Annotated in this window: 12 protein-coding genes; 4 read left to right on the top strand and 8 right to left on the bottom strand. The window is 37.7% G+C overall.

All coding sequences use genetic code 11. From position 1 onward, the window contains the following. The first annotated feature begins 4 nt into the window (after nucleotides 1-4). Nucleotides 5-2,956, top strand: a complete 2,952-nt coding sequence (gene fxsT, locus CYAN7822_RS38410; RefSeq protein ID WP_083786845.1) for an FxSxx-COOH system tetratricopeptide repeat protein — start codon at nucleotides 5-7, stop codon at nucleotides 2,954-2,956. Nucleotides 2,957-3,104: 148 nt separating this feature from the next. Here fxsT and CYAN7822_RS10090 read toward each other — a convergent pair whose 3' ends face one another. Both CYAN7822_RS10090 and gorA read right to left on the bottom strand, forming a co-directional pair. Then, nucleotides 3,105-3,395: a hypothetical protein gene (locus tag CYAN7822_RS10090; RefSeq protein WP_013322157.1), complete on the bottom strand. Its 291-nt coding sequence runs from the start codon at nucleotides 3,393-3,395 to the stop codon at nucleotides 3,105-3,107. A gap of 191 nt (nucleotides 3,396-3,586) precedes the next feature. Then, complete coding sequence (gene gorA / locus CYAN7822_RS10085) at nucleotides 3,587-4,942, bottom strand: glutathione-disulfide reductase (RefSeq protein ID WP_013322156.1); 1,356 nt, start codon at nucleotides 4,940-4,942, stop codon at nucleotides 3,587-3,589. Nucleotides 4,943-5,013: 71 nt separating this feature from the next. Between gorA and dacB the strand changes: the two genes are divergently transcribed. Beyond that, nucleotides 5,014-6,492: a D-alanyl-D-alanine carboxypeptidase/D-alanyl-D-alanine endopeptidase gene (dacB, locus tag CYAN7822_RS10080; RefSeq protein WP_013322155.1), complete on the top strand. Its 1,479-nt coding sequence runs from the start codon at nucleotides 5,014-5,016 to the stop codon at nucleotides 6,490-6,492. Between the two features lie 36 nt (nucleotides 6,493-6,528). Here dacB and CYAN7822_RS10075 read toward each other — a convergent pair whose 3' ends face one another. Next, nucleotides 6,529-6,993: a hypothetical protein gene (locus tag CYAN7822_RS10075; protein ID WP_013322154.1), complete on the bottom strand. Its 465-nt coding sequence runs from the start codon at nucleotides 6,991-6,993 to the stop codon at nucleotides 6,529-6,531. A 498-nt stretch (nucleotides 6,994-7,491) separates the two neighbouring features. Here CYAN7822_RS10075 and CYAN7822_RS35615 point away from each other — a divergent pair, with 498 nt between their 5' ends. Next, nucleotides 7,492-7,638 carry a ribbon-helix-helix protein, CopG family gene (locus CYAN7822_RS35615; protein ID WP_013322153.1) on the top strand — a complete coding sequence of 49 codons (147 nt, stop codon included), beginning with the start codon at nucleotides 7,492-7,494 and terminating at the stop codon, nucleotides 7,636-7,638. Between the two features lie 174 nt (nucleotides 7,639-7,812). Then, entirely contained in the window at nucleotides 7,813-8,397 is a 585-nt protein-coding gene (locus CYAN7822_RS10070) for a Uma2 family endonuclease (RefSeq protein WP_013322152.1), read from the top strand. 65 nt (nucleotides 8,398-8,462) lie between these two features. Here the strand turns inward: CYAN7822_RS10070 and CYAN7822_RS10065 are convergent, their stop codons facing one another. The 5 genes from CYAN7822_RS10065 to CYAN7822_RS10045 all read right to left on the bottom strand — a co-directional run bounded on the left by CYAN7822_RS10065 (nucleotide 8,463) and on the right by CYAN7822_RS10045 (nucleotide 18,805). Then, nucleotides 8,463-9,857: an NAD(P)(+) transhydrogenase (Re/Si-specific) subunit beta gene (locus CYAN7822_RS10065; protein ID WP_013322151.1), complete on the bottom strand. Its 1,395-nt coding sequence runs from the start codon at nucleotides 9,855-9,857 to the stop codon at nucleotides 8,463-8,465. Next, nucleotides 9,854-10,150, bottom strand: coding sequence for an NAD(P) transhydrogenase subunit alpha part 2 (locus tag CYAN7822_RS10060; RefSeq protein ID WP_013322150.1), 297 nt, complete (start codon nucleotides 10,148-10,150; stop codon nucleotides 9,854-9,856). The genes CYAN7822_RS10065 and CYAN7822_RS10060 overlap by 4 nt, the downstream gene beginning before the upstream one ends. Before the next feature lie 81 nt (nucleotides 10,151-10,231). Further along, a complete protein-coding gene (locus CYAN7822_RS10055; protein WP_013322149.1) occupies nucleotides 10,232-11,392 on the bottom strand; it encodes a Re/Si-specific NAD(P)(+) transhydrogenase subunit alpha in 1,161 nt (386 codons plus the stop codon). 569 nt (nucleotides 11,393-11,961) lie between these two features. Next, nucleotides 11,962-15,681, bottom strand: a complete 3,720-nt coding sequence (locus tag CYAN7822_RS10050) for a helicase-related protein (protein ID WP_013322148.1) — start codon at nucleotides 15,679-15,681, stop codon at nucleotides 11,962-11,964. Continuing rightward, nucleotides 15,671-18,805 (bottom strand): hypothetical protein, encoded by a 3,135-nt coding sequence (locus CYAN7822_RS10045; RefSeq protein WP_162052171.1) that lies wholly within the window; start codon nucleotides 18,803-18,805, stop codon nucleotides 15,671-15,673. The genes CYAN7822_RS10050 and CYAN7822_RS10045 overlap by 11 nt, the downstream gene beginning before the upstream one ends. Nucleotides 18,806-18,829 lie beyond the last annotated feature (24 nt).

Below are 18,829 nucleotides of genomic sequence, written 5' to 3'. Positions count from 1 at the left end.
TAAGTTGCCTAAAAGTGGTGTTCGTCAATTCGTGGGAAGAGATGAAGCTTTAAAAAAACTAGACAAACAGCTTCAAGAATCAGAAAGGATAGCCATTTCAACTTTGACGGGAATGGGAGGTATAGGTAAAACTGAATTAGCCTTACAGTATGCTTTAGCCGATAGGGACAAAGTAGAAGAAGAACGTAATTATCAAGCGGGAATTTGTTGGATTAATGTTTCTGAAGAAACAAGTAATATAGAAGAAAAAACTAATGTAGGGATACAAATATTAGATTTTGCTAAAAATTATTTGCAAATACAAATACCAGAAGAAAATGAATTAAAATTAAAAGATAGAATCCAAGTTTGCTGGCAGAAATGGAGAAAAGGCGACACATTAATTATTTTTGATAATGTTAAATATTTGGAGCAAATAGAAGATTATCTTCCCCCACAGTCAAAAAAATTTAAACTTATTATTACCACGAGAAATATTAATTTAAGAAACAATTTTAACCTTCTAGAGTTAGACCTACTAGATGAGGAATCAGCTATCAAATTGTTAGGTTCATTTATAGGAGATAAAAGAATAGAACAAGAAAGAGAAGACGCAGAAAAACTATGCAACTGGCTAGGTTATCTTCCCCTAAGTATAGAATTGGCAGCCCGTTATCTAGAAGATACGGGAGAAAAAATTGAAAATTATTACCAAAAATTGCAACAGCAAAAACTTAAAGATAAAAGTTTAGAAAGACCCAAAGACCAATTAATGACGGCGAAAAGAGGAGTGATAGCCACTTTTGAGTTAAGTTGGCAAGAACTATCAGAAGATACAAAACAACTAGGATGCTTTCTGAGCCTCTTTGAAGCCCAACCCATTCCTTGGAAATTTATCGAAACCCACCTTGGTGAAGCCGCCGTCAAATCTACTAGCAAGTTTAAAAACATTTTTTCCTCAATTGTTCAAATTTTTATTAGAAATAAAAGCCAGATAGAACTAAGCCAATCTCAGCAACAATTACGAGAACTAACTAAACTTAGCCTGATTAAAGAGAAAAATGAACAGGTTTATGAAATACACACATTAATTCATGAATATTTAAGAGATAAATTAAATGAATCAAAACTGGTCAACAGTGCTAAAGAGACTTATTGCCAGTTAATGGGAGCTATCGCTAAAGAAATCCCAGAGCAAACTGTACAGAGTGATATCCAAAAACTTACCCCTATTATTCCCCATTTAGCAGTAGCAGCAAGAGAGCTAAGTCAATGGATAAAAAATGATGATTTAATGTGGGTTTATGTAGGATTAAAAAGATTTTATGAAGGCCAGGGTTTATATAAAGAGGCAGAACCTTGGGGTAAACAATGCTTATCTGTCACTCAAGAGAGATTCTTTGGAGATGATCTGGATGTGGCAAGGAGCTTGAACAATTTAGCAGGACTCTACAAAATCCAAGGCAGATATAACGAAGCCGAACCTCTTTACATCCAAGCTTTAGAGATGTATAGGCGAATGTTTGAGGGTGACCATCCCGATGTGGCAACAAACTTGAACGATTTAGCAGCACTCTACGATGACCAAGGCAGATACACCGAAGCCGAACCCCTCTACATCCAAGCATATGAGATGTATAGGCGAATGTTTGAGGGAAACCATCCCCAAGTGGCAACAAGCTTGAACAATTTAGCAGCACTCTACTATCACCAAGGCAGATACACCGAAGCCGAACCCCTCTACACCGAAGCCTATGAGATGACAAGGCGAATCTTTACTGGAGACCATCCCTCTGTGGCAACGAGCTTGAACAACTTAGCTTTATTCTACAAAAGTCAAGGCAGATACACCGAAGCCGAACCTCTCTACACCGAAGCGTTAGAGATGAGAAGGCGAATTTTTACTGGAGACCATCCCGATGTGGCAACAAGCTTGAACAACTTAGCTTTACTCTACAAAATCCAAGGCAAATACACCGAAGCTGAACCCCTCTACACCGAAGCGTTAGAGATGATAAGGCGAATGTTTGAGGGTGACCATCCCGATGTGGCAACAAGCTTGAACAATTTAGCTTTACTCTACTCTAGCCAAGACAGATACACCGAAGCTGAACCTCTTTGCACCGAAGCCTTAGAAATGAGAAGGCGAATGTTTGAGGGTGACCATCCCGATGTGGCTTCGAGCTTGAACAATTTAGCAGTACTCTACAGAATACAAGGGAGATACACCAAAGCTGAACCTCTTTACACCGAAGCATTAAAAATGAGAAGGCGAATCTTTACTGGAGACCATCCCGATGTGGCCAGGAACTTGAACAATTTAGCAGAACTCTACAGAATACAAGGCAGATACACCGAAGCTGAACCTCTTTACACCGAAGCCTTAGAGATGAGAAGGCGAATGTTTGAGGGTGACCATCCCGATGTGACAACAAGCTTGAACAATTTAGCAGAACTCTATTGTAGCCAAGACAGATACACCGAAGCTGAACCTCTTTACACCGAAGCCTTAGAGATGACAAAGCGAATGTTTGATGGAAACCATCCCTCTGTGGCAGGGAGCTTGAACAATTTAGCAGTACTCTACTATAACCAAGGCAGATACACCGAAGCCGAACCTCTTTACAACGAAGCCTTAGAGATGACAAAGCGAATGTTTGATGGAGACCATCCCTCTGTGGCAACAAGCTTGAACAACTTAGCTTTACTCTACAAAAGTCAAGGCAGATACACCGAAGCCGAACCTCTTTACACCGAAGCGTTAGAGATGAGAAGGCGAATTTTTACTGGAGACCATCCCGATGTGGCCCTGAGCTTGAACAATTTAGCAGAACTCTACTATAGCCAAGACAGATACGATGAAGCTAAATCTCTCTACACAGAAGCTTTAGAGATGGCTGAACGAACTTTAGGAACAGATCATCCTACGACTCAAAGTATTCGTCAAAACTATGACGACTTACAGTCAATAATATAAGCGTTTGTGAGGTCTTAGTGCTATATTTAGCTAATCCTCCCGCCCCCACCGAAAAAGAATTTTACGCAGATTTATTTTCCATAATGTTATTATCAGCCCATTTGAACTACAGGGGGTCAGATTTCTATAAAAATGTACAGCCTGATCCTTATTTTTTTAAGTTAATATTATAGGATACAGATTGATCTGGCTGCATAAAGCAGGTATTTTTACCAAGAGAAATAAAAGCTGTTGCAAGCAATAAATAGCTAATTATCGTTGTCAATAACCAAACCCAAATTCTCTTCTGATGGCTTTCGGTTTTAACAGAATCACCGGCTAATACTATATATTGTTGTAGTAATAACCAACTGCTATCGCTATCATAATATAACCATTCATCGTTACTATTAGAATTTTTAAAATTTTCGGATGGGGGTTGTAAAGAAGTTTTTGACATCGATCTAGCCTCCGATAGCAATTTGACTTTCTCATACAATACCCAGACGAAATGAACATTCTCTGACAGCCATATGAAAATATGATGAATTTTTTTCTAATCAGTACCTAAATATAAATAAAGACCACGCTAGTTAAGAAAAGTAAACTCCCCTCCCACAAGGGCACTCTTAAAGAGCGCCCCGACAAAATTTATCGCATGGTGACAAATTCTTCGCCCGCAGTAGGATGAATACCAACAGTAGCATCAAAATCGGATTTTTTCGCGCCCATTTTAACCGCGATCGCTACTCCTTGAATCAATTCGGCGGCGTGTTCTCCCACCATGTGCGCCCCTAGAACGCGATCAGTGGCTTTTTCCACCACTAATTTCATCAAGGTTTTTTCATCCTTGCCAGTTAAAGTGTAGTACATCTGACGAAACTTAGCGCGATAAATCTGAATAGCATCCTCTCCATATTGTTGCTTGGCTTGGGCTTCGGTTAACCCTACAGTAGCGGCTTCAGGCTGACTAAACACCGCAGAGGGCACATTTTCATGGCTCATAATACGATGTTTTCCCCCAAACATAGTATCAGCAAAAGCGCGACCTTCATTAATGGCCACCGGGGTTAAATTGATACGATTTGTACAGTCTCCTACCGCATAAATATTCTCTTGAGAAGTTTGGCTATATTCATTCACAACGATTGAGCCATTTGTGACTTCTACTCCGACTTTTTCTAATCCTAATTTATCTATATTCGGTATACGTCCAGTGGCGGCTAATCCTACCGCATCCGCTACGACTATTTCCCCATGACCATCATCACATTTTACATAAACTTTTAACCCTTCAGGGGTTTTTTCGATGGCGGTAGGCTGGCTATTATTGAGAATGCGAATCCCGTGAGCTTGCATCGCGTCTTGAATGGTAGAACGAATATCCTCATCAAATCCCCGTAAAATTTTATCTGAGCGAATAATTTGAGTAACTTCTGTGCCTAAGCCGTGCATAATACAAGAAAATTCTACTCCAATATATCCCGCCCCAAGGATGACAATTCGCTTCGGTTGTTCACGCAGATGAAACATATCATCAGAGACGATAGTATATTCTATGCCCGGAATATCGGGTTTAAGCGGATGACCCCCAACCGCAATTAAAATTTTATCAGCCGTGACTTTTGTGTCTCCTACTTCGACGGTATGAGGATCAACTAAACAGGCATAATTACGAAAGAGTTGGACCTGAGAATTATCCAACATACGCTGATAAATTCCGTTGAGGCGATCCACCTCATTATTGACGGCGGTGATCATTTTTTCCCAGTTTAAATGACTCTCTACCGGACTCCAACCATATCCTTGAGATTCTTCAAAAATATCCGGAAAGCGGGAAGCATAAACCATTAATTTTTTAGGGACGCAACCCCGGTTAACACAGGTTCCCCCTAAGCGGTTAAATTCTGCTAACCCGACTTTTGCTCCGTATTCTGCTGCACGTCTGGCGGTTGCTATTCCTCCGGAACCTCCACCGATCACAAATAAGTCAAAGTCATAAGTCATGATATTACTGTCCTTCTATGTGGTTTAATTTTATTATTTTTTCATCTCAGGCAGAGAGCTAAAGAGGTTAAATGCTAATTCAAGCAAAATTTTGGAGAGCATTTTTATTAGGTGCTGTTTGGTTGGTAGGAGTACAATTTCCTCAGCAAATAGTTTTAGCTGAAATTCCCTCAACTAATTCTAGTGTAGCGACAGCCGAGCCGATTTGTCCGGCCAATTTGCGAGAGGCTATTGAGGAGGTGATCACTCGTCCGGAATGGCGGCGATCTCGTTGGGGTATTCTCATCAAAACCCTTAAAGATGGAAAACGGCTTTATGGTTTAGATGAGCAGAAATATTTTGTGGCGGCTTCTAATGTGAAATTATTAACCACTGCTGCGGCTTTACGTGAATTAGGGGCTGATTTTCGCATTCGGACTTCGGTTTATGCTGTGGGTAAACCTCCTCGTTTAAAAGATTTACGGGTTGTGGGTAGAGGCGATCCGTCTTTGACGACTGCACAATTAAAACTCTTGGCACAGCAGTTAAAACAAAAGGGTATTCGCTACATTGAGCAGTTAATTGTTGATGATAGTTATTTTAAAGAATTGCCGCTTAATCCTTCTTGGGAATGGTCGGATCTGGTGTTTAATATCGCTCCTTCGGTGAATAGTTTGATTCTCAATGAAAATGCAGCCACGATTAAATTAATCCCTCAACAAGTGGATGAACCCACTCAGTTAGAATGGTTAGATTCGGTGGCGGCTAGACAATGGCAAGTAGAAAATGAATCGATTACTGGGCCTAAAGGCACAAAAAATACTATTGATTTTAACCGCAGTTTTACTCAATTAGACCTCAAAATTACTGGGCAGTTAGCGGTTGATCAGGAAGCCGATACAACGACTATTGCTATTCCTGATCCGGCTAGGTATTTTTTAGAATCTTTTCGTCAAGTGTTATTAGAGGAAGGGATTGAAATTAATCAAGCAACTATCGTTAAAGATTCATCGGCGGCTGAAGAAGGAAAAGAATTAGCCTTTGTTGAATCGCCACCGTTAATAATGTTAGTGGATAAAGCTAACACAGAAAGTAATAATTTATATGCTGAAGCAATTGCTAAAATTTTAGCCACTCAGTCAAGGGATAAGGCGGCGGTAGATGTCATTAAACAAAGTTTAATTGATTTAGGCGTTGAAGCCGATAGTTTTAAGTTAGTAGATGGTTCGGGATTATCTCGTCAAAATTTAGTCAGTCCAGAAGCGATTGTTGAAACTTTGGAATTGATGGCCGAAAGTTTACAAGGAGAAATTTATCGAAATTCCTTAGCCGTAGGGGCAGAAAAAGGAACCTTACAAGGTCGATTTATAGACACGGCTGTTGCTGGTAATTTACAAGGAAAAACAGGAACTCTAACCGGAGTTTCGGCTTTATCAGGTTATTTAAATGTGCCCAATTATCAGCCTTTGGTGTTTAGTATTATCGTTAATTCTACCGATCAATCTTCAATAAATGTGAGAAAAGCGATCGATGAAATTGTCATATTCAGTAGTGGGTTACATCGTTGTTAAATTGCTGGCCAACGTCAGAGAAGTAGAGAAAATTATTTATGCTTGAATGGGTCCTGCCAATAATTGTTCAACGTTTTGCGGTTGACTAAATTCTAGGTATGAAGGAACAAAGTCTGGTGTTAAAAGTTCCAGCATGAACCAATTTTCGACCCATAATTCTATCACTTGGAAAACGCCACGATCCCCCTGTTGCACGCGCCAACCTTCTCTTGTAGCGATGTTTTCGATGCGCTCACGTTCAAGGGGAACGGATATGGCAGCATGAAAGGGAACAAAAGTAGGAATCGCTTCTTGTTGGGTAATTTCAGGAATTCCATTTCCCGGTGCAAGTTGTGTTCCGAGGGGATAAACTTCAATCCCTGTACCCTGACCATCGTCAATCATTACCATATAAGAACCGGGAACTGGAGGAAAACGATGAACTTCGCCCTCGAGGATTTCTGCTAAGGCGTTAGCAACTTGAAGCGGCTTTTGTGCGGGGATAGAAATGTGATGAATCATGGTTCACCTTCTGAGTTTGAGGGAGTTATAGATTGGGGTGTTTCACTGTGTTCCGCACTGGTCAGAGTAAGTTTTTCTGACTTGATGTTTTTAGTATATCGAGAGAGTTTGGCAAATGTGTGTTGTAGGTAAGCTTACCCCGCACTGAAGTAGCGGGGCATTCGCCCTCCGCTTCAGATTGGAATTTTCAGCAGCCCTAACTCTCCATCTCCGACACACTCGGTATTGTTGGAGTAGCGGTTTTGGCGTTGAACCTCTAGGTCGGCTTACATTCTTTCCTCGCCAAACATGACAAGTTCCAATGTTGTTTCTACAACCGATGCAATCATCGGACGACCTCGATACCTTAACCAATGCAGCCGTACTGTACAATGTCAAGGCTCTTGACTGGTTTGCGAGATCCTCGCCATCTCTTACCCTACTGCATTAGCTGTTTCTCTAGTCGGGAGTGTCTTAGCGTTTCAGGTATAATAGTAGTGTACCATTAAAGGATACACGATGTCAAGAGACGAGCAACTAAAAGTCAGGTTAACAAAAGAAGAAATGGAGCGTTTAGAAGCTTATGCAAAATCAAAAGGATACTCAAAGTCAGAAATTATAAGAGATTATATTAAACGACTTCCAAAACCTTGTCCTGAGCGATAGCGAAGGATTGACGGCTAATAAATTAGCCGAGTCGCGCTTCCTCCCTGGTTTGAAAACGCAGGGCACACCAAGCTCCCGTATTACCTACGGTGACGTTTTTTAACAGCATTTAATCTTTCCCAAAAAAATAATACAATTGAACCTAAATCTCCCTTTAAAACAAGGTATAAAAATATGATCGCCATTTCCGACCGCCAATATATGACCCCCGAAGAATATTTACAATGGGAAGAACAACAAGAGATTAAATATGAATATCTTGATGGGGAAGTGTACGCTATGACTGGGGGGACACTTCCTCATAATGATCTTGCGCTTAACCTAGCTTCTATTTTAAAAAATCATGTCCGAGGTAGGGGATGTAAGGTACAGATATCAGATGGTAAGGTAAAAGTTTCTGAGGCTGGGCCTTTCTTTTATCCTGATGTGGTGGTTTCTTGCGATGAAAGAGATAAAACGGCTATTAAACATTTACAGTATCCCTCTGTCATTGCTGAAGTGCTTTCTCCGAGTACAGAAAGGTTTGATCGGGGTAAAAAATTTCGCTCTTATCGCCGCCTTTCTAGTTTAAAGGAATATGTGTTGATCAGTACCGAGCAAAAGATGATTGAGGTTTTCCGCTTGAATGAAAAAGGGTTGTGGGAACTTGAGACTTATGGGGAAGAGGATGAGTTACAGTTAACCAGTATTAATTTTAGCTGTCCCATAGCTTTAGTTTATGAGGATGTTATTTTAGAACCGGAGTCTGATGAAATATAGATAAATAGAAATTAATAGGTGTTAGAAAATAACCCCTAACACCCCTAAAACTTCTTAGCTGAACATTACAACTGTTTCACTTGAGAAACTAATTGAGACACCATATTTTGAGCGCTACCAAACAGCATCAAGGTATTCGACTTATAAAACAACTCATTATCAACGCCAGCAAAACCCGTACTCATACCCCGCTTAATCACAATGGTATGTTTAGCCTTATCCACATCTAAAATGGGCATCCCATAAATTGGACTAGCCGCATCATGCCGCGCCGCCGGGTTAACCACATCATTCGCCCCAATTACCAGCGCCACATCGGTTTGTTCAAAATCGGGATTAATATCATCCATGTCGTACAGTTGCGGATAAGGCACATTGGCCTCTGCCAATAACACATTCATGTGTCCGGGCATTCTTCCTGCCACTGGATGAATAGCATATTTAACCGTTACTCCCATCTTCTCTAACTGATCAGCCAATTCTCGCACCGTATGTTGTGCTTGGGCGACTGCCATCCCATAACCGGGAACAATAACCACAGACTGAGCATAGCCTAACATCATCGCTCCTTCTTCAGGATCAATCGCCCGGACGACTTTATCTTGTTCGAGGGCACCACCGCCAGCCGCAACGGTACTTTCACCCCCAAAGGCCCCAAACAGAACGCTAAACAGGGATCGATTCATGGCTTTACACATGATCTGGGTTAAAATAATCCCCGAAGCGCCCACTAAAGCGCCAGAAATGATCAGTACGTTGTTCATTAAGATGAAACCGGCAGCAGACGCGGCTAAACCCGAATAGGAATTTAGCAACGAGATCACTACTGGCATATCTCCCCCACCGATGGGCAGCACAAACAGCGCCCCAAAGATCAGGGAAAGCACGACTAAAGACAAGAAAACATCGATAGAACTCGGATCAAAGAAGAGATAGGCACTTCCTGCCAAAAACAGTGCCATTAACAGGGCGTTAAAGGGTTGCTGAAAGGGAAAAGTGACCGGAGAACCACTGACTAATCCCTGTAACTTGGCAAAAGCCAACACACTACCAGTAAAAGTAACGCCGCCAATCAAGATCCCCAAAATAGCAATTAGGGTAGCATCAAAGGTAATGGGTTCACCGGTACCGAGAAGCCGCCAATATTCCCCTATGGCAATTAGAGAACTTGCCGCACCGCCTAAGCCGTTAAAAATACCGACCATCTGGGGCATTTCTGTCATGGCGACTTTTTGGGCGGTAAGGGTTCCAATCAGTGAACCAATCAGGACCGCCACCAGAATCATTTGATAATTTAATACCGATTGATTTAACATCGTGGCAACGATGGCAATTAACATCCCTACTGAGGCCACAAGGTTACCTTGACGGGCAGAAGCCGGCGATCCCAGTTGTTTTAAGCCGACGATAAATAGGGCAGAGGCGGTTAAATACGCTAGTTCAATTGCTGTATTATTCATGACGATTTTGCCTCCTTTTTCTTAAACATTTGCAGCATTCGATCTGTAACGACAAAGCCGCCTACAACGTTGATCATCGCTAAAATGACGGCTATCAGCCCTAAAATTACAGTCAGATTCCACTCAGTCGGACCTGAGATCAGTAATGCACCTACTACCGCAATTCCCGAGATAGCATTCGCCCCAGACATAAGGGGAGTATGTAAGGTGGGTGGAACTTTATTAATCACTTCAAAGCCAACAAAAGAGGCTAAAACGAAAACAACTAGGCCGGTTAATAATTCTGGACTCATGATTAATGGTTAATAGTTAGAGCGACTGATCACTAATGACTAATCACTAATGGCTAATGGCTAATGACTAATGACTAATGACTAATGACTAATCACTGATGACTGAGGTAATAAATCTCTAATTCTGGCGTTCATAATTTCCCCGGCATGGGTAACACAGGCACTATGGATAATGTCATCGTCAAAGTTAAGTTGTACTTTCCCATCTTTAACGAGATATTCCACCAAAGTTTGTAAATTCTTCGAGTACATTTGAGAGGAATCTATAGGGAGAGATGCCGGCAGATTCACCGGTCCGATAATAGTTACCCCATGATATTGAACATCTTTACCCGCTTCGGTATGGGCACAATTTCCGCCTTGTTCGGCGGCTAAATCCACGATGACCGATCCCCGTTTCATTTGGGCAATCATTTCTTCAGTGACTAACAGGGGCGCTTTTTTACCCTGAACTTGTGCGGTTGTAATCACCACATCGGCTTTTTTGATATGTTCAGTTAACACTTGCCTGATAATCTCTTGGGTATTGTTAGAGATTTCTTTGGCATACCCTCCGCCGGCGTTGGTTTCTTCTTGTAGAGGAATTTCAATAAATTTAGCCCCGACGCTTTGCACTTCTTCTTTAACCGTTGGGCGGATATCAAAAGCCTCTACTACGGCTCCCAATCTTCGCGCTGTGGCGATGGCTTGTAATCCGGCTACTCCTGCTCCCAAGACTAATACTTTTGCTGGCGGAATGGTACCGGCAGCCGTAGTCATCATGGGAAACATTCTCGGTAAATGGGCGGCGGCTAATAAGGTGGCTTTATGCCCTGCAATATTGGCCTGAGAGGATAGAGCATCCATACTCTGGGCGCGAGTGCTGCGGGGAATTAATTCCATGCTAAAAGCCGTTATTTGCCGTTGAGCAATTTGCTGGATTTTTTCAGGATTTCTTAAAGGATCAAGGAAGCTAATTAAAATGGCTCCTGCACGGAGTTGGTTAATTTCTGCTTCCCCATCGAATTCGCCGGGCGGTGCCACTTTCAGCAAAATGTCAGCTTGTTGCCACAGTTGTTTGGCATCTGCAATAATTTCTGCTCCAGCTTCTATGTAGCTTTGATCATGAAAATGAGCCGCTTCTCCGGCTTGAGTTTCCACTAGCACCTGAAAGCCTTTTTTCGTCAAACGAGCGACTATATCCGGTACCAGAGCAACTCGCATTTCTCCGATTTCTTTTTCTTTGGGAACAGCTATTTTCATGCTGGTAAAAGCCTCCTAAGTAATGAGTCGTTTAAGTAGAAACCTGTGTGTTTTTTCCCAATTTTTGATGGGGTTGTTTCCCCAGATGTTGACTAACTGATATTTCTTTTACTGTGGCGACAGCTATATAAACTCGCTCTGGGGAGGGTTGACTAAAGCGTTTTTTAGGTTAATCGCTCTTCTCAATTTTAACTTCTTTTAATAATCTAGGAACATCGTCCTCTTTTGTGGCAACATAAGGCTTTTTGGTTCTTTTTCGTTAATTTTTTCCCCATGATTCAAAAAAGTTTGCTTGAATTGATTATAAAAAGTGCTTTCTGACAAATGATGAATCTGTAACAATTAATTAAGATTCATGCCTAGGCATTTGTTACCATCAGATATGGGTCTTTATTTAACATTTCCAGGTAAAATTTTTTTTAAGATTTGATGACAATTTTAAGAAAATTCCTTGGCTATCGAGTAAATATACTTACCTATGCCGTTGGGTTCATGCTTTTATATTTCCCTGCCTTGGGTTTATGGTTACGCTCAGATTTGAAGGATTTTAAGAAGATTTAACTTTAATATTAATCTTCTTGGGAAAGTATTAAATTTAAAATATTCATTTCTTTTGACTGAAATATTTGATTTTCATTGAATAAGCTTTTTACCAATTGAGCCATTGCGCCACTGTTAAAAACTACATAGGGAAGATTTTGATAATTAGAGTCAGTCGGTAAGATGTTATAGGCTAATCCCAAGGTATAAACATACTTAGCTAATAGCTCTCTGAAGGGAAAATTATACACTTTTCTCTCATCTTCAAAATAGTCCTCAAAAGCCTGAAATGCGATAAAAGTTTGTATAGGCAAAGCATAATAACGTTCTGAAGAAAGAGAAGTTTGAGTGAGTTTTTGCGAACGTTCCAATTCATTAAAAAGCGTTTTTGCTAAATTTTTTAAAGAGTAAGCAGCGCTAGTAATTTGTTTTGAATATTTATTATCACTATAAATCAACCGATCAATTTTTTTGATAAACTCTTGGTTTTTTGCTGGGTCAATAATTTTATCTAAATCTATATAATTAGTTTCTTTGACAAATTTGTCTGACAACGGCACAATTAGTAAACTGCCTCTAACATAAGTTTTTTCTATAGGTGGTAGTTTAAGCAACTTATCAAGACTTGTCTCTATTTGTTGTAAAAGTTTAAATCCTATTGAAAAATAGGAGACTTGTTGATTTTGTTCTTCATTTTCCACAGTAAGATTTTTTTCCTTATTAGGACTAATTTCTATTTTTTGAACAGCCAGTAATACCGACAACTTTTCTTTTATAGTTTTTAGTAAATAATCTTCAGGATGTTTTTGAATTTCCTTAGCAATTTCTCTTAAAAAATTAGCCAATGCGCCAAGAAATGTTTCTCCCGCTTGACTTACCGCTTTACCTCCGATAGGAATAATCACATAAGGCTTTTGACCTATTTTTCCTGATCCCATAATCCGAGTCTGAATAGAAGCTTTAAGGATAATAAAAATATTTAATACATTTAAGCAAGCTTCTTGTAATGAGAGATTAGCAAATTTTTCTTGTTCATCAGCAGTTAAAGGCTTTTCATCCTCATCTAATTTTTTGGGGTAATAGATAGCTGTTTCTGATAAGTAAAAACTTAAATGTTTTTCGCTTTTATCTAATTCGCCTCCTCTGCCTCGGTAAATCACTTGTATAATTTCCATCAAATTTTGTTCAATTTGAAAACCTGGAATTTCAACAAGAATATATTTAGCATTAGGAAAAGATAAACCGCGAGATCCAGAAGCCGTCATAAAGACTACTTTGACTTCATTTTGGTGTTTCTGAATATTAGCTTCTTCCCCATCTGATAAGCTGGCGTGTATTTCCAAATATTCTTTATAAAGCTTAAAACTTTGTCTTTGCTGAGAAATTTTAGTGATTAATTCCTTTAAACTATCTTTGTTTTGAATATAAACGATAATTTGTCCATCATTTACATTTAATAAGTTTAAAATATCATCTTCTATCTTTTGCAGAATTTTTTGATTTAAAATAAAATTGTTTTCATCAATTATTTCTGAGCTTATGGACTGTATAAATATGTGATAGTTTACCGTCAGTTTAGAAGCAGGATAAGAATTAGCATTAATAAAAGTTGCAGGGATACCCAAAAACTTAAATTCTTCAATTGACAAACATTGATGTCTTGAGTCGGAAACTTGCCTCACAAATATTTTGTCTCCCTGAACCTGCTTATTAGAGAGATGATGCTTAACTACATCTTGGATAGTTAAAGAAGCATCAGCCGTAATCACTTTAACATTAAAGCCATATTCAGGCTTAAATAAATTATATTCTTCTAAAAAATCTAAAATGCCATGTAGAAAAGCAACTCCTTCCTGCGAACCTGTAATTTCGTCAATCATAATGAAAATATTTTTCATACGGCTGGCAATTTCTTTCATTTTTTGCGGAATAATACCAGGAGGCTTGCCTTTAGAATTATAAGCACTATCAAAAATTCTTTTTAAATGCTTTAAAGTGTTTCCAGAGCTAGTTTCTTTGAGAGCTTGAATAGAAGCCGTAGCAATAATATTATTAGGTAATTCTGGATTAATAATACAGGTGTGAATGGCTTCACATAAACTAGCAATAACACCCTTCTGATTAGGCTTTTCTAATTCTATGAGATTATCGGCATATCTAACCGATTGATTAGGCAGTTCAAGCACTTTGTCTTTTAGAATTTCAGCATCTAAAAATTTAACCTTTCCTAGGGAATTATCTCCCTTTTTTTTATTGCTATAATATTCTACCGCATAGCTTCCATTAGCATAGTCAAGAATTCTTCTGTTTGTATTAATACAAATTAAATCATCAGAAACTAATTCTGTGCTATTGTTCTTTCTAAATTTTTCAATAATGTCTCTATTAACTTGAACTCGGGGACTAATATAAATTAGAAGAGAACCTTCATTTAACTGTTTAATAATTTGCTCTACTACAGCCGTAGTCTTTCCAATCCCTGGATTGCCAGTTAGAAATAATAATGGTCGTTGCTTATCAAGAATAGCTCGATATATTAATTCTGCATGAGCATCTCGCAATTCGGTTTTTGTGAGTTGCAATGATTGCTTTATAGATTCAGGAATCAAGCCAGCAGTATTAAAAAAGTCTTTTCCAGCCTCAAATATTTCAGTATTTTGAATATAATTTATCGTATCCCTTTTAGCTTCAACTATTTCCTTAACAAATTTTCGGCCATTTTGAAAGTTCATAGCCGCATTACTTTTAATCGCTTGAAGAACTCGATAGCGGCTGTCATCAATTTCTTGGAAAGTTTGCTGTTTGTAAATTAGGTGACAAGTTTTTAAGATACTAAGACTGTCTTGATGATCATCTTTGTCTTTAATTATAGTAATACCATTAACCATCCGATCGCTATAACCAAAGCAGTTAAATTTAATAGGATCAGTTGGCAAGATTTTTTTATATGACAATAAGAATTGATAAAAGCTCCAGGCATAACTAGAAGCTTGAATAACTTTAGCGGCTTCTTTATCTTTAGTCTTGAAAGCCGAAAAGTATTGCGATAATTCTTTAGAGTAAATTTCGTTCAGTTTATTATTTTTATCCCCACTATTGCCGGTATCAATACCCAGTCCACAAAAATTAGATTTAGAGCGCACATAATTTAGCTCAGTACGCAATGAGTCATGCAAGCTTTGAATGTTGTTTAAGTCAGTTATAGATCTAATTGCTGAATTGGCAAAAGTGGATAAATCCACTACCAATATTCCATATTTACCTGAATATCGAATCACTAAAAGAGTATCCGCTTTGAGAAATTCACCACGCTCTTTATAGCGGCTAATATCTACATTTTCAAACCCATGAGTTTCCAAAATTTCCTTGTAGCACTCTATTTCATCCCTATCTATTAGTCCAAAAGAATTTTCGTGGCTGTGAAAATTACATTGAAAATAAACAATTTCTATTTTACTTTTATTAGGGGTAGCTGAATCGATATATTCTCTAATAAAGTTGTATCCTGAAGTCCATCCTTTTTGAATAAATAGCTTTACCCAATCTCCGATAATTTTTTTATGAGACTTATCTATATAATCTTGAGCGATAACTTTTTGAATTTTAGCTAGAGATAATTGACTCAAAGGCGTTATATAAACATTTCCATAAGAATGTTTTAATTGGGAGTGCTGAAAATAAGTCAGGATGCCAATATTAAAACTAATTTCAAAGACAAATCCTAAGTTAATACCTAAACTATTTTCCATATAGCGCACTCCTGATGCTAGTCAAAAAGGCTAGGTTATTAAATTTGACGTTTTTGTCTGAATAATTATAAGTTGAAACAGTACCAATACCTTTATCACCAATGAGTTTACTGTAAGGATCAAGCTTAAAAGCTAGGTTTCGACTCATTTCATAGCGAGAAAAGTGAAATAAAGTAATATACTGTATTAGGGTTTGTTGTAAAGGCGAATTTTTATCTAAAAGACCTTGCATAATAACTTTAGTATCAGCCACATCATAAATATTTAATAAACTGCTGTAACAGACGACACTGTTATAAAATCTTCGTTTTTTATCTATAGTACGTCCGGTAAAAAGATTAAGAAATACTCTCGTTTGTTGGCTTTTGTCTCTCGATAATTTTTCTAGTTCTTCAGTATCAGGAATATACAAAGAATCGACTTCTGATTTAGTCAAATTAATAGCCGGATAAGTATCCATAAATATTGGATAAAGTTTAATATCTTCTTTCCCTTGTTTAAGAAACTGTATTACCTTCTGATCCATAAAAAATAATGAGTCTGGATCGGATTCCAATTTAGTTATGCCTAAGCTTCTACTATAAGGAGCCTTTGCTATAAATAGAAAATCTCGATAACCCTTTTCGTAAAGCTTGAGTATTTCATCTCTAACAATTTCCGGTTCTGAATAGATTTTAGAATGGGGTTGATTATCAGCAAAGGTTTTAAGAGGTTCAATTTTTACTGTTGTCTCGGATATTCGATTAATTACCGTAATCTCACCATAGATATTAGAAATTCTATCCGCTTTATCTCTTTCATTCCAAACAGCATCACTCAGCCAACTAGAAACAACAATCATGGCTAGTTTATCTAATTGAGGTTTATATCCTCCTTTAAATTCAAAAGTTTTGGGAATTAAAGAATATAATGATGACATGGCTTGTTGTACACGAAATGTAAAACTTTTGTCTTCTTTAACATTAAGTCCCTGAGCATCAGCAAGACAATCTCGACGCAAAATATGAGCTAAGGCTTTTGATAAAGAAGAAAGAAATTCCTCATCTTCTGTTGTTATTTCTTTTGCTGCCTCGTTTTCATGTGTCTCAGTTATCACCTTTTCTGCTGTTTTATTTTCTCTTTTTACTTTTTTTGCTGCTAGGTTAATATCTTTAAGATGAAATCTAAAAAGTGGGATAAATAATTTTTCATTTTTTTGACTATCTAAAATAATTGGCTCTCGACAAACACTAATGCACAAGTAAGTTAATAAAGTAAAGACTTGTCGATATATTCTTGCTTCTGGTGATTGACTATTGTCGAAAATTTGCTCTTGAACTTCTTCAGGCTTATAATTAATCAAAATCAGTTTTTGATTTTGAAAATCTTTTAAATACATATCATGATATTGCCATTGTTTAGTTTTAATATTTCTTAAACCCGGAACAAAAACTACCGGCAAAGCTTTAATTCCATTCAGATCATACTTCATCGAAAAATTTTGCTTATCATCTTGTTTAAAGTAACGAACATCATCAAAAGTAAAAGTAACAGATAGTGAAGTAAGAGATTGCGGATTAACTTCGTCTGGCATTACTTCCATATAGGCTAAAGCTTCTTGTGCTTTGGCTTTTAATGTATCATTTTCTTCAAGATTCATCCGAAAAAATTGATGAGAAGTGATAATTTTGCGGCTGGTTTTCTTGAGGATATCTTTGTTTAGGCAAAGTTGAACTGTTTTTGAATGGGGTAACAATATCTCTTTTAGCTTGAGAAAATCTTGTAGTATTTTTTTTAACGAGTCTAACTTTTCACGAACTCGCCAAGTCTGGGAATTTAATATCAAGTTTTTTATATGTTCTAGCAAACTTTTTACTTCTTCATCTGAAACTGCACCGGGTTTTAATTTATTTAAAACCTCTGCTTCAAATTGAACACTCGGATCATAATCTTTGTCAGCGATTTGGCCATCTTCATCAACCGCAAAAATAAAATAGTAGAGACAGGCAATCATTAAAACCTTTTTCTTGAAATTTTTGGCTTTACCTGGATCGTCTAATTGATCGATGTGACGTTTATTTTTAGGGTCAATTTCATTCATGTAGTAATCAATTACTGATTCTTCGCTATAAGTGTTTACAGAATTGTTAAATTTTAAATTAAGACCCAAGTTAAATTCTTTAATTCCTCTCTCTTTATCTACACTTTCGCCTATCACTCCTTCATACTGAGGAATGATAGGCAACTTATCAAAGGCATCTGCTTGAGAAAAAGCTGTTCTTAGATTAAGAGCGTCACCTTCATTCATTAAATAAGTTACTTCATAATGAGAATCCTCTAGATCTGATTTGTTAATATAATCTAAAAATCTACTCAGCCGATTAATTAATGCCTCCAAACATTGAAAACCTTCGGGGTGATTTTGACCTAAATTAGTTTTTGCACATTCTTGTTTTAAATAATCCAAATAGTCTATTTTAATATCTCGCAGAAGCCTCGGTAGAGATTCGGTATCGATGATTTTTTTGATTTCGGTTAGTTCAGATTGTTTTCGATTTAAGTTTTCATCTAGAACATCTGTTAAAACTTCTTTCAATTCTTCGCTATCAAAATCATCAGACTCAGACTGAACGATTTTATCGATATAAGCTCTAAGACTATTCAGCAAATTATCATTAAACTGTGATATCCCTTGAAACTTGACATTCAAAACATGAGCTTTTATTATTGAGTCACTGCCTTTCCGTCTTTTGGAAAGAGAACTATTTTCAATAATTAAACGCTGAGATATAAAATTATAATTGTTACTAAAAGGATAACTAAAGGGTAATTCTATTTGATTATTTTTACTATTAAAGTTTGATAAGGGTGTACAAATATTTTCCAAGCAATCTTGAGGTTTTTTGTCTCCACAAGCCTTTTGAAGCTGTTTTGTCAATTCCTCTTTAATTTCCTTAATTTTAGAATAATATTCAGTGTCTGAAATAAAATTGACTGTGGCTGCTCTAATACCCAAATTTTGTTGTAAGGGATTGAGTTGTGGCTGATTGGGTTTTATGGCTATTTTATAAGCAATGTTATAAGCAGAAATTAAAAGCCTATCGTCATTCTCAGAAAACTTAAAAATTTGCCAGTTTTTAAGCACTTTTAAAACCTCATCCAGCAAAGG

The organism is Gloeothece verrucosa PCC 7822 (assembly GCF_000147335.1).
Taxonomy (GTDB): domain Bacteria; phylum Cyanobacteriota; class Cyanobacteriia; order Cyanobacteriales; family Microcystaceae; genus Gloeothece; species Gloeothece verrucosa.
Note: the sequence above shows the minus strand (reverse complement) of the source record. Positions and strands in the feature narration are given on the sequence as shown.

What these genes read in the sequence shown, in the direction of transcription:
- CYAN7822_RS10090 (WP_013322157.1), bottom strand. Translation starts at nt 3,395, where the DNA reads ATGTCAAAAACTTCTTTACAACCCCCATCCGAAAATTTTAAAAATTCT.
- gorA (WP_013322156.1), bottom strand. Translation starts at nt 4,942, where the DNA reads ATGACTTATGACTTTGACTTATTTGTGATCGGTGGAGGTTCCGGAGGA.
- dacB (WP_013322155.1), top strand. Translation starts at nt 5,014, where the DNA reads ATGCTAATTCAAGCAAAATTTTGGAGAGCATTTTTATTAGGTGCTGTT.
- CYAN7822_RS10075 (WP_013322154.1), bottom strand. Translation starts at nt 6,993, where the DNA reads ATGATTCATCACATTTCTATCCCCGCACAAAAGCCGCTTCAAGTTGCT.
- CYAN7822_RS35615 (WP_013322153.1), top strand. Translation starts at nt 7,492, where the DNA reads ATGTCAAGAGACGAGCAACTAAAAGTCAGGTTAACAAAAGAAGAAATG.
- CYAN7822_RS10070 (WP_013322152.1), top strand. Translation starts at nt 7,813, where the DNA reads ATGATCGCCATTTCCGACCGCCAATATATGACCCCCGAAGAATATTTA.
- CYAN7822_RS10065 (WP_013322151.1), bottom strand. Translation starts at nt 9,857, where the DNA reads ATGAATAATACAGCAATTGAACTAGCGTATTTAACCGCCTCTGCCCTA.
- CYAN7822_RS10060 (WP_013322150.1), bottom strand. Translation starts at nt 10,150, where the DNA reads ATGAGTCCAGAATTATTAACCGGCCTAGTTGTTTTCGTTTTAGCCTCT.
- CYAN7822_RS10055 (WP_013322149.1), bottom strand. Translation starts at nt 11,392, where the DNA reads ATGAAAATAGCTGTTCCCAAAGAAAAAGAAATCGGAGAAATGCGAGTT.
- CYAN7822_RS10050 (WP_013322148.1), bottom strand. Translation starts at nt 15,681, where the DNA reads ATGGAAAATAGTTTAGGTATTAACTTAGGATTTGTCTTTGAAATTAGT.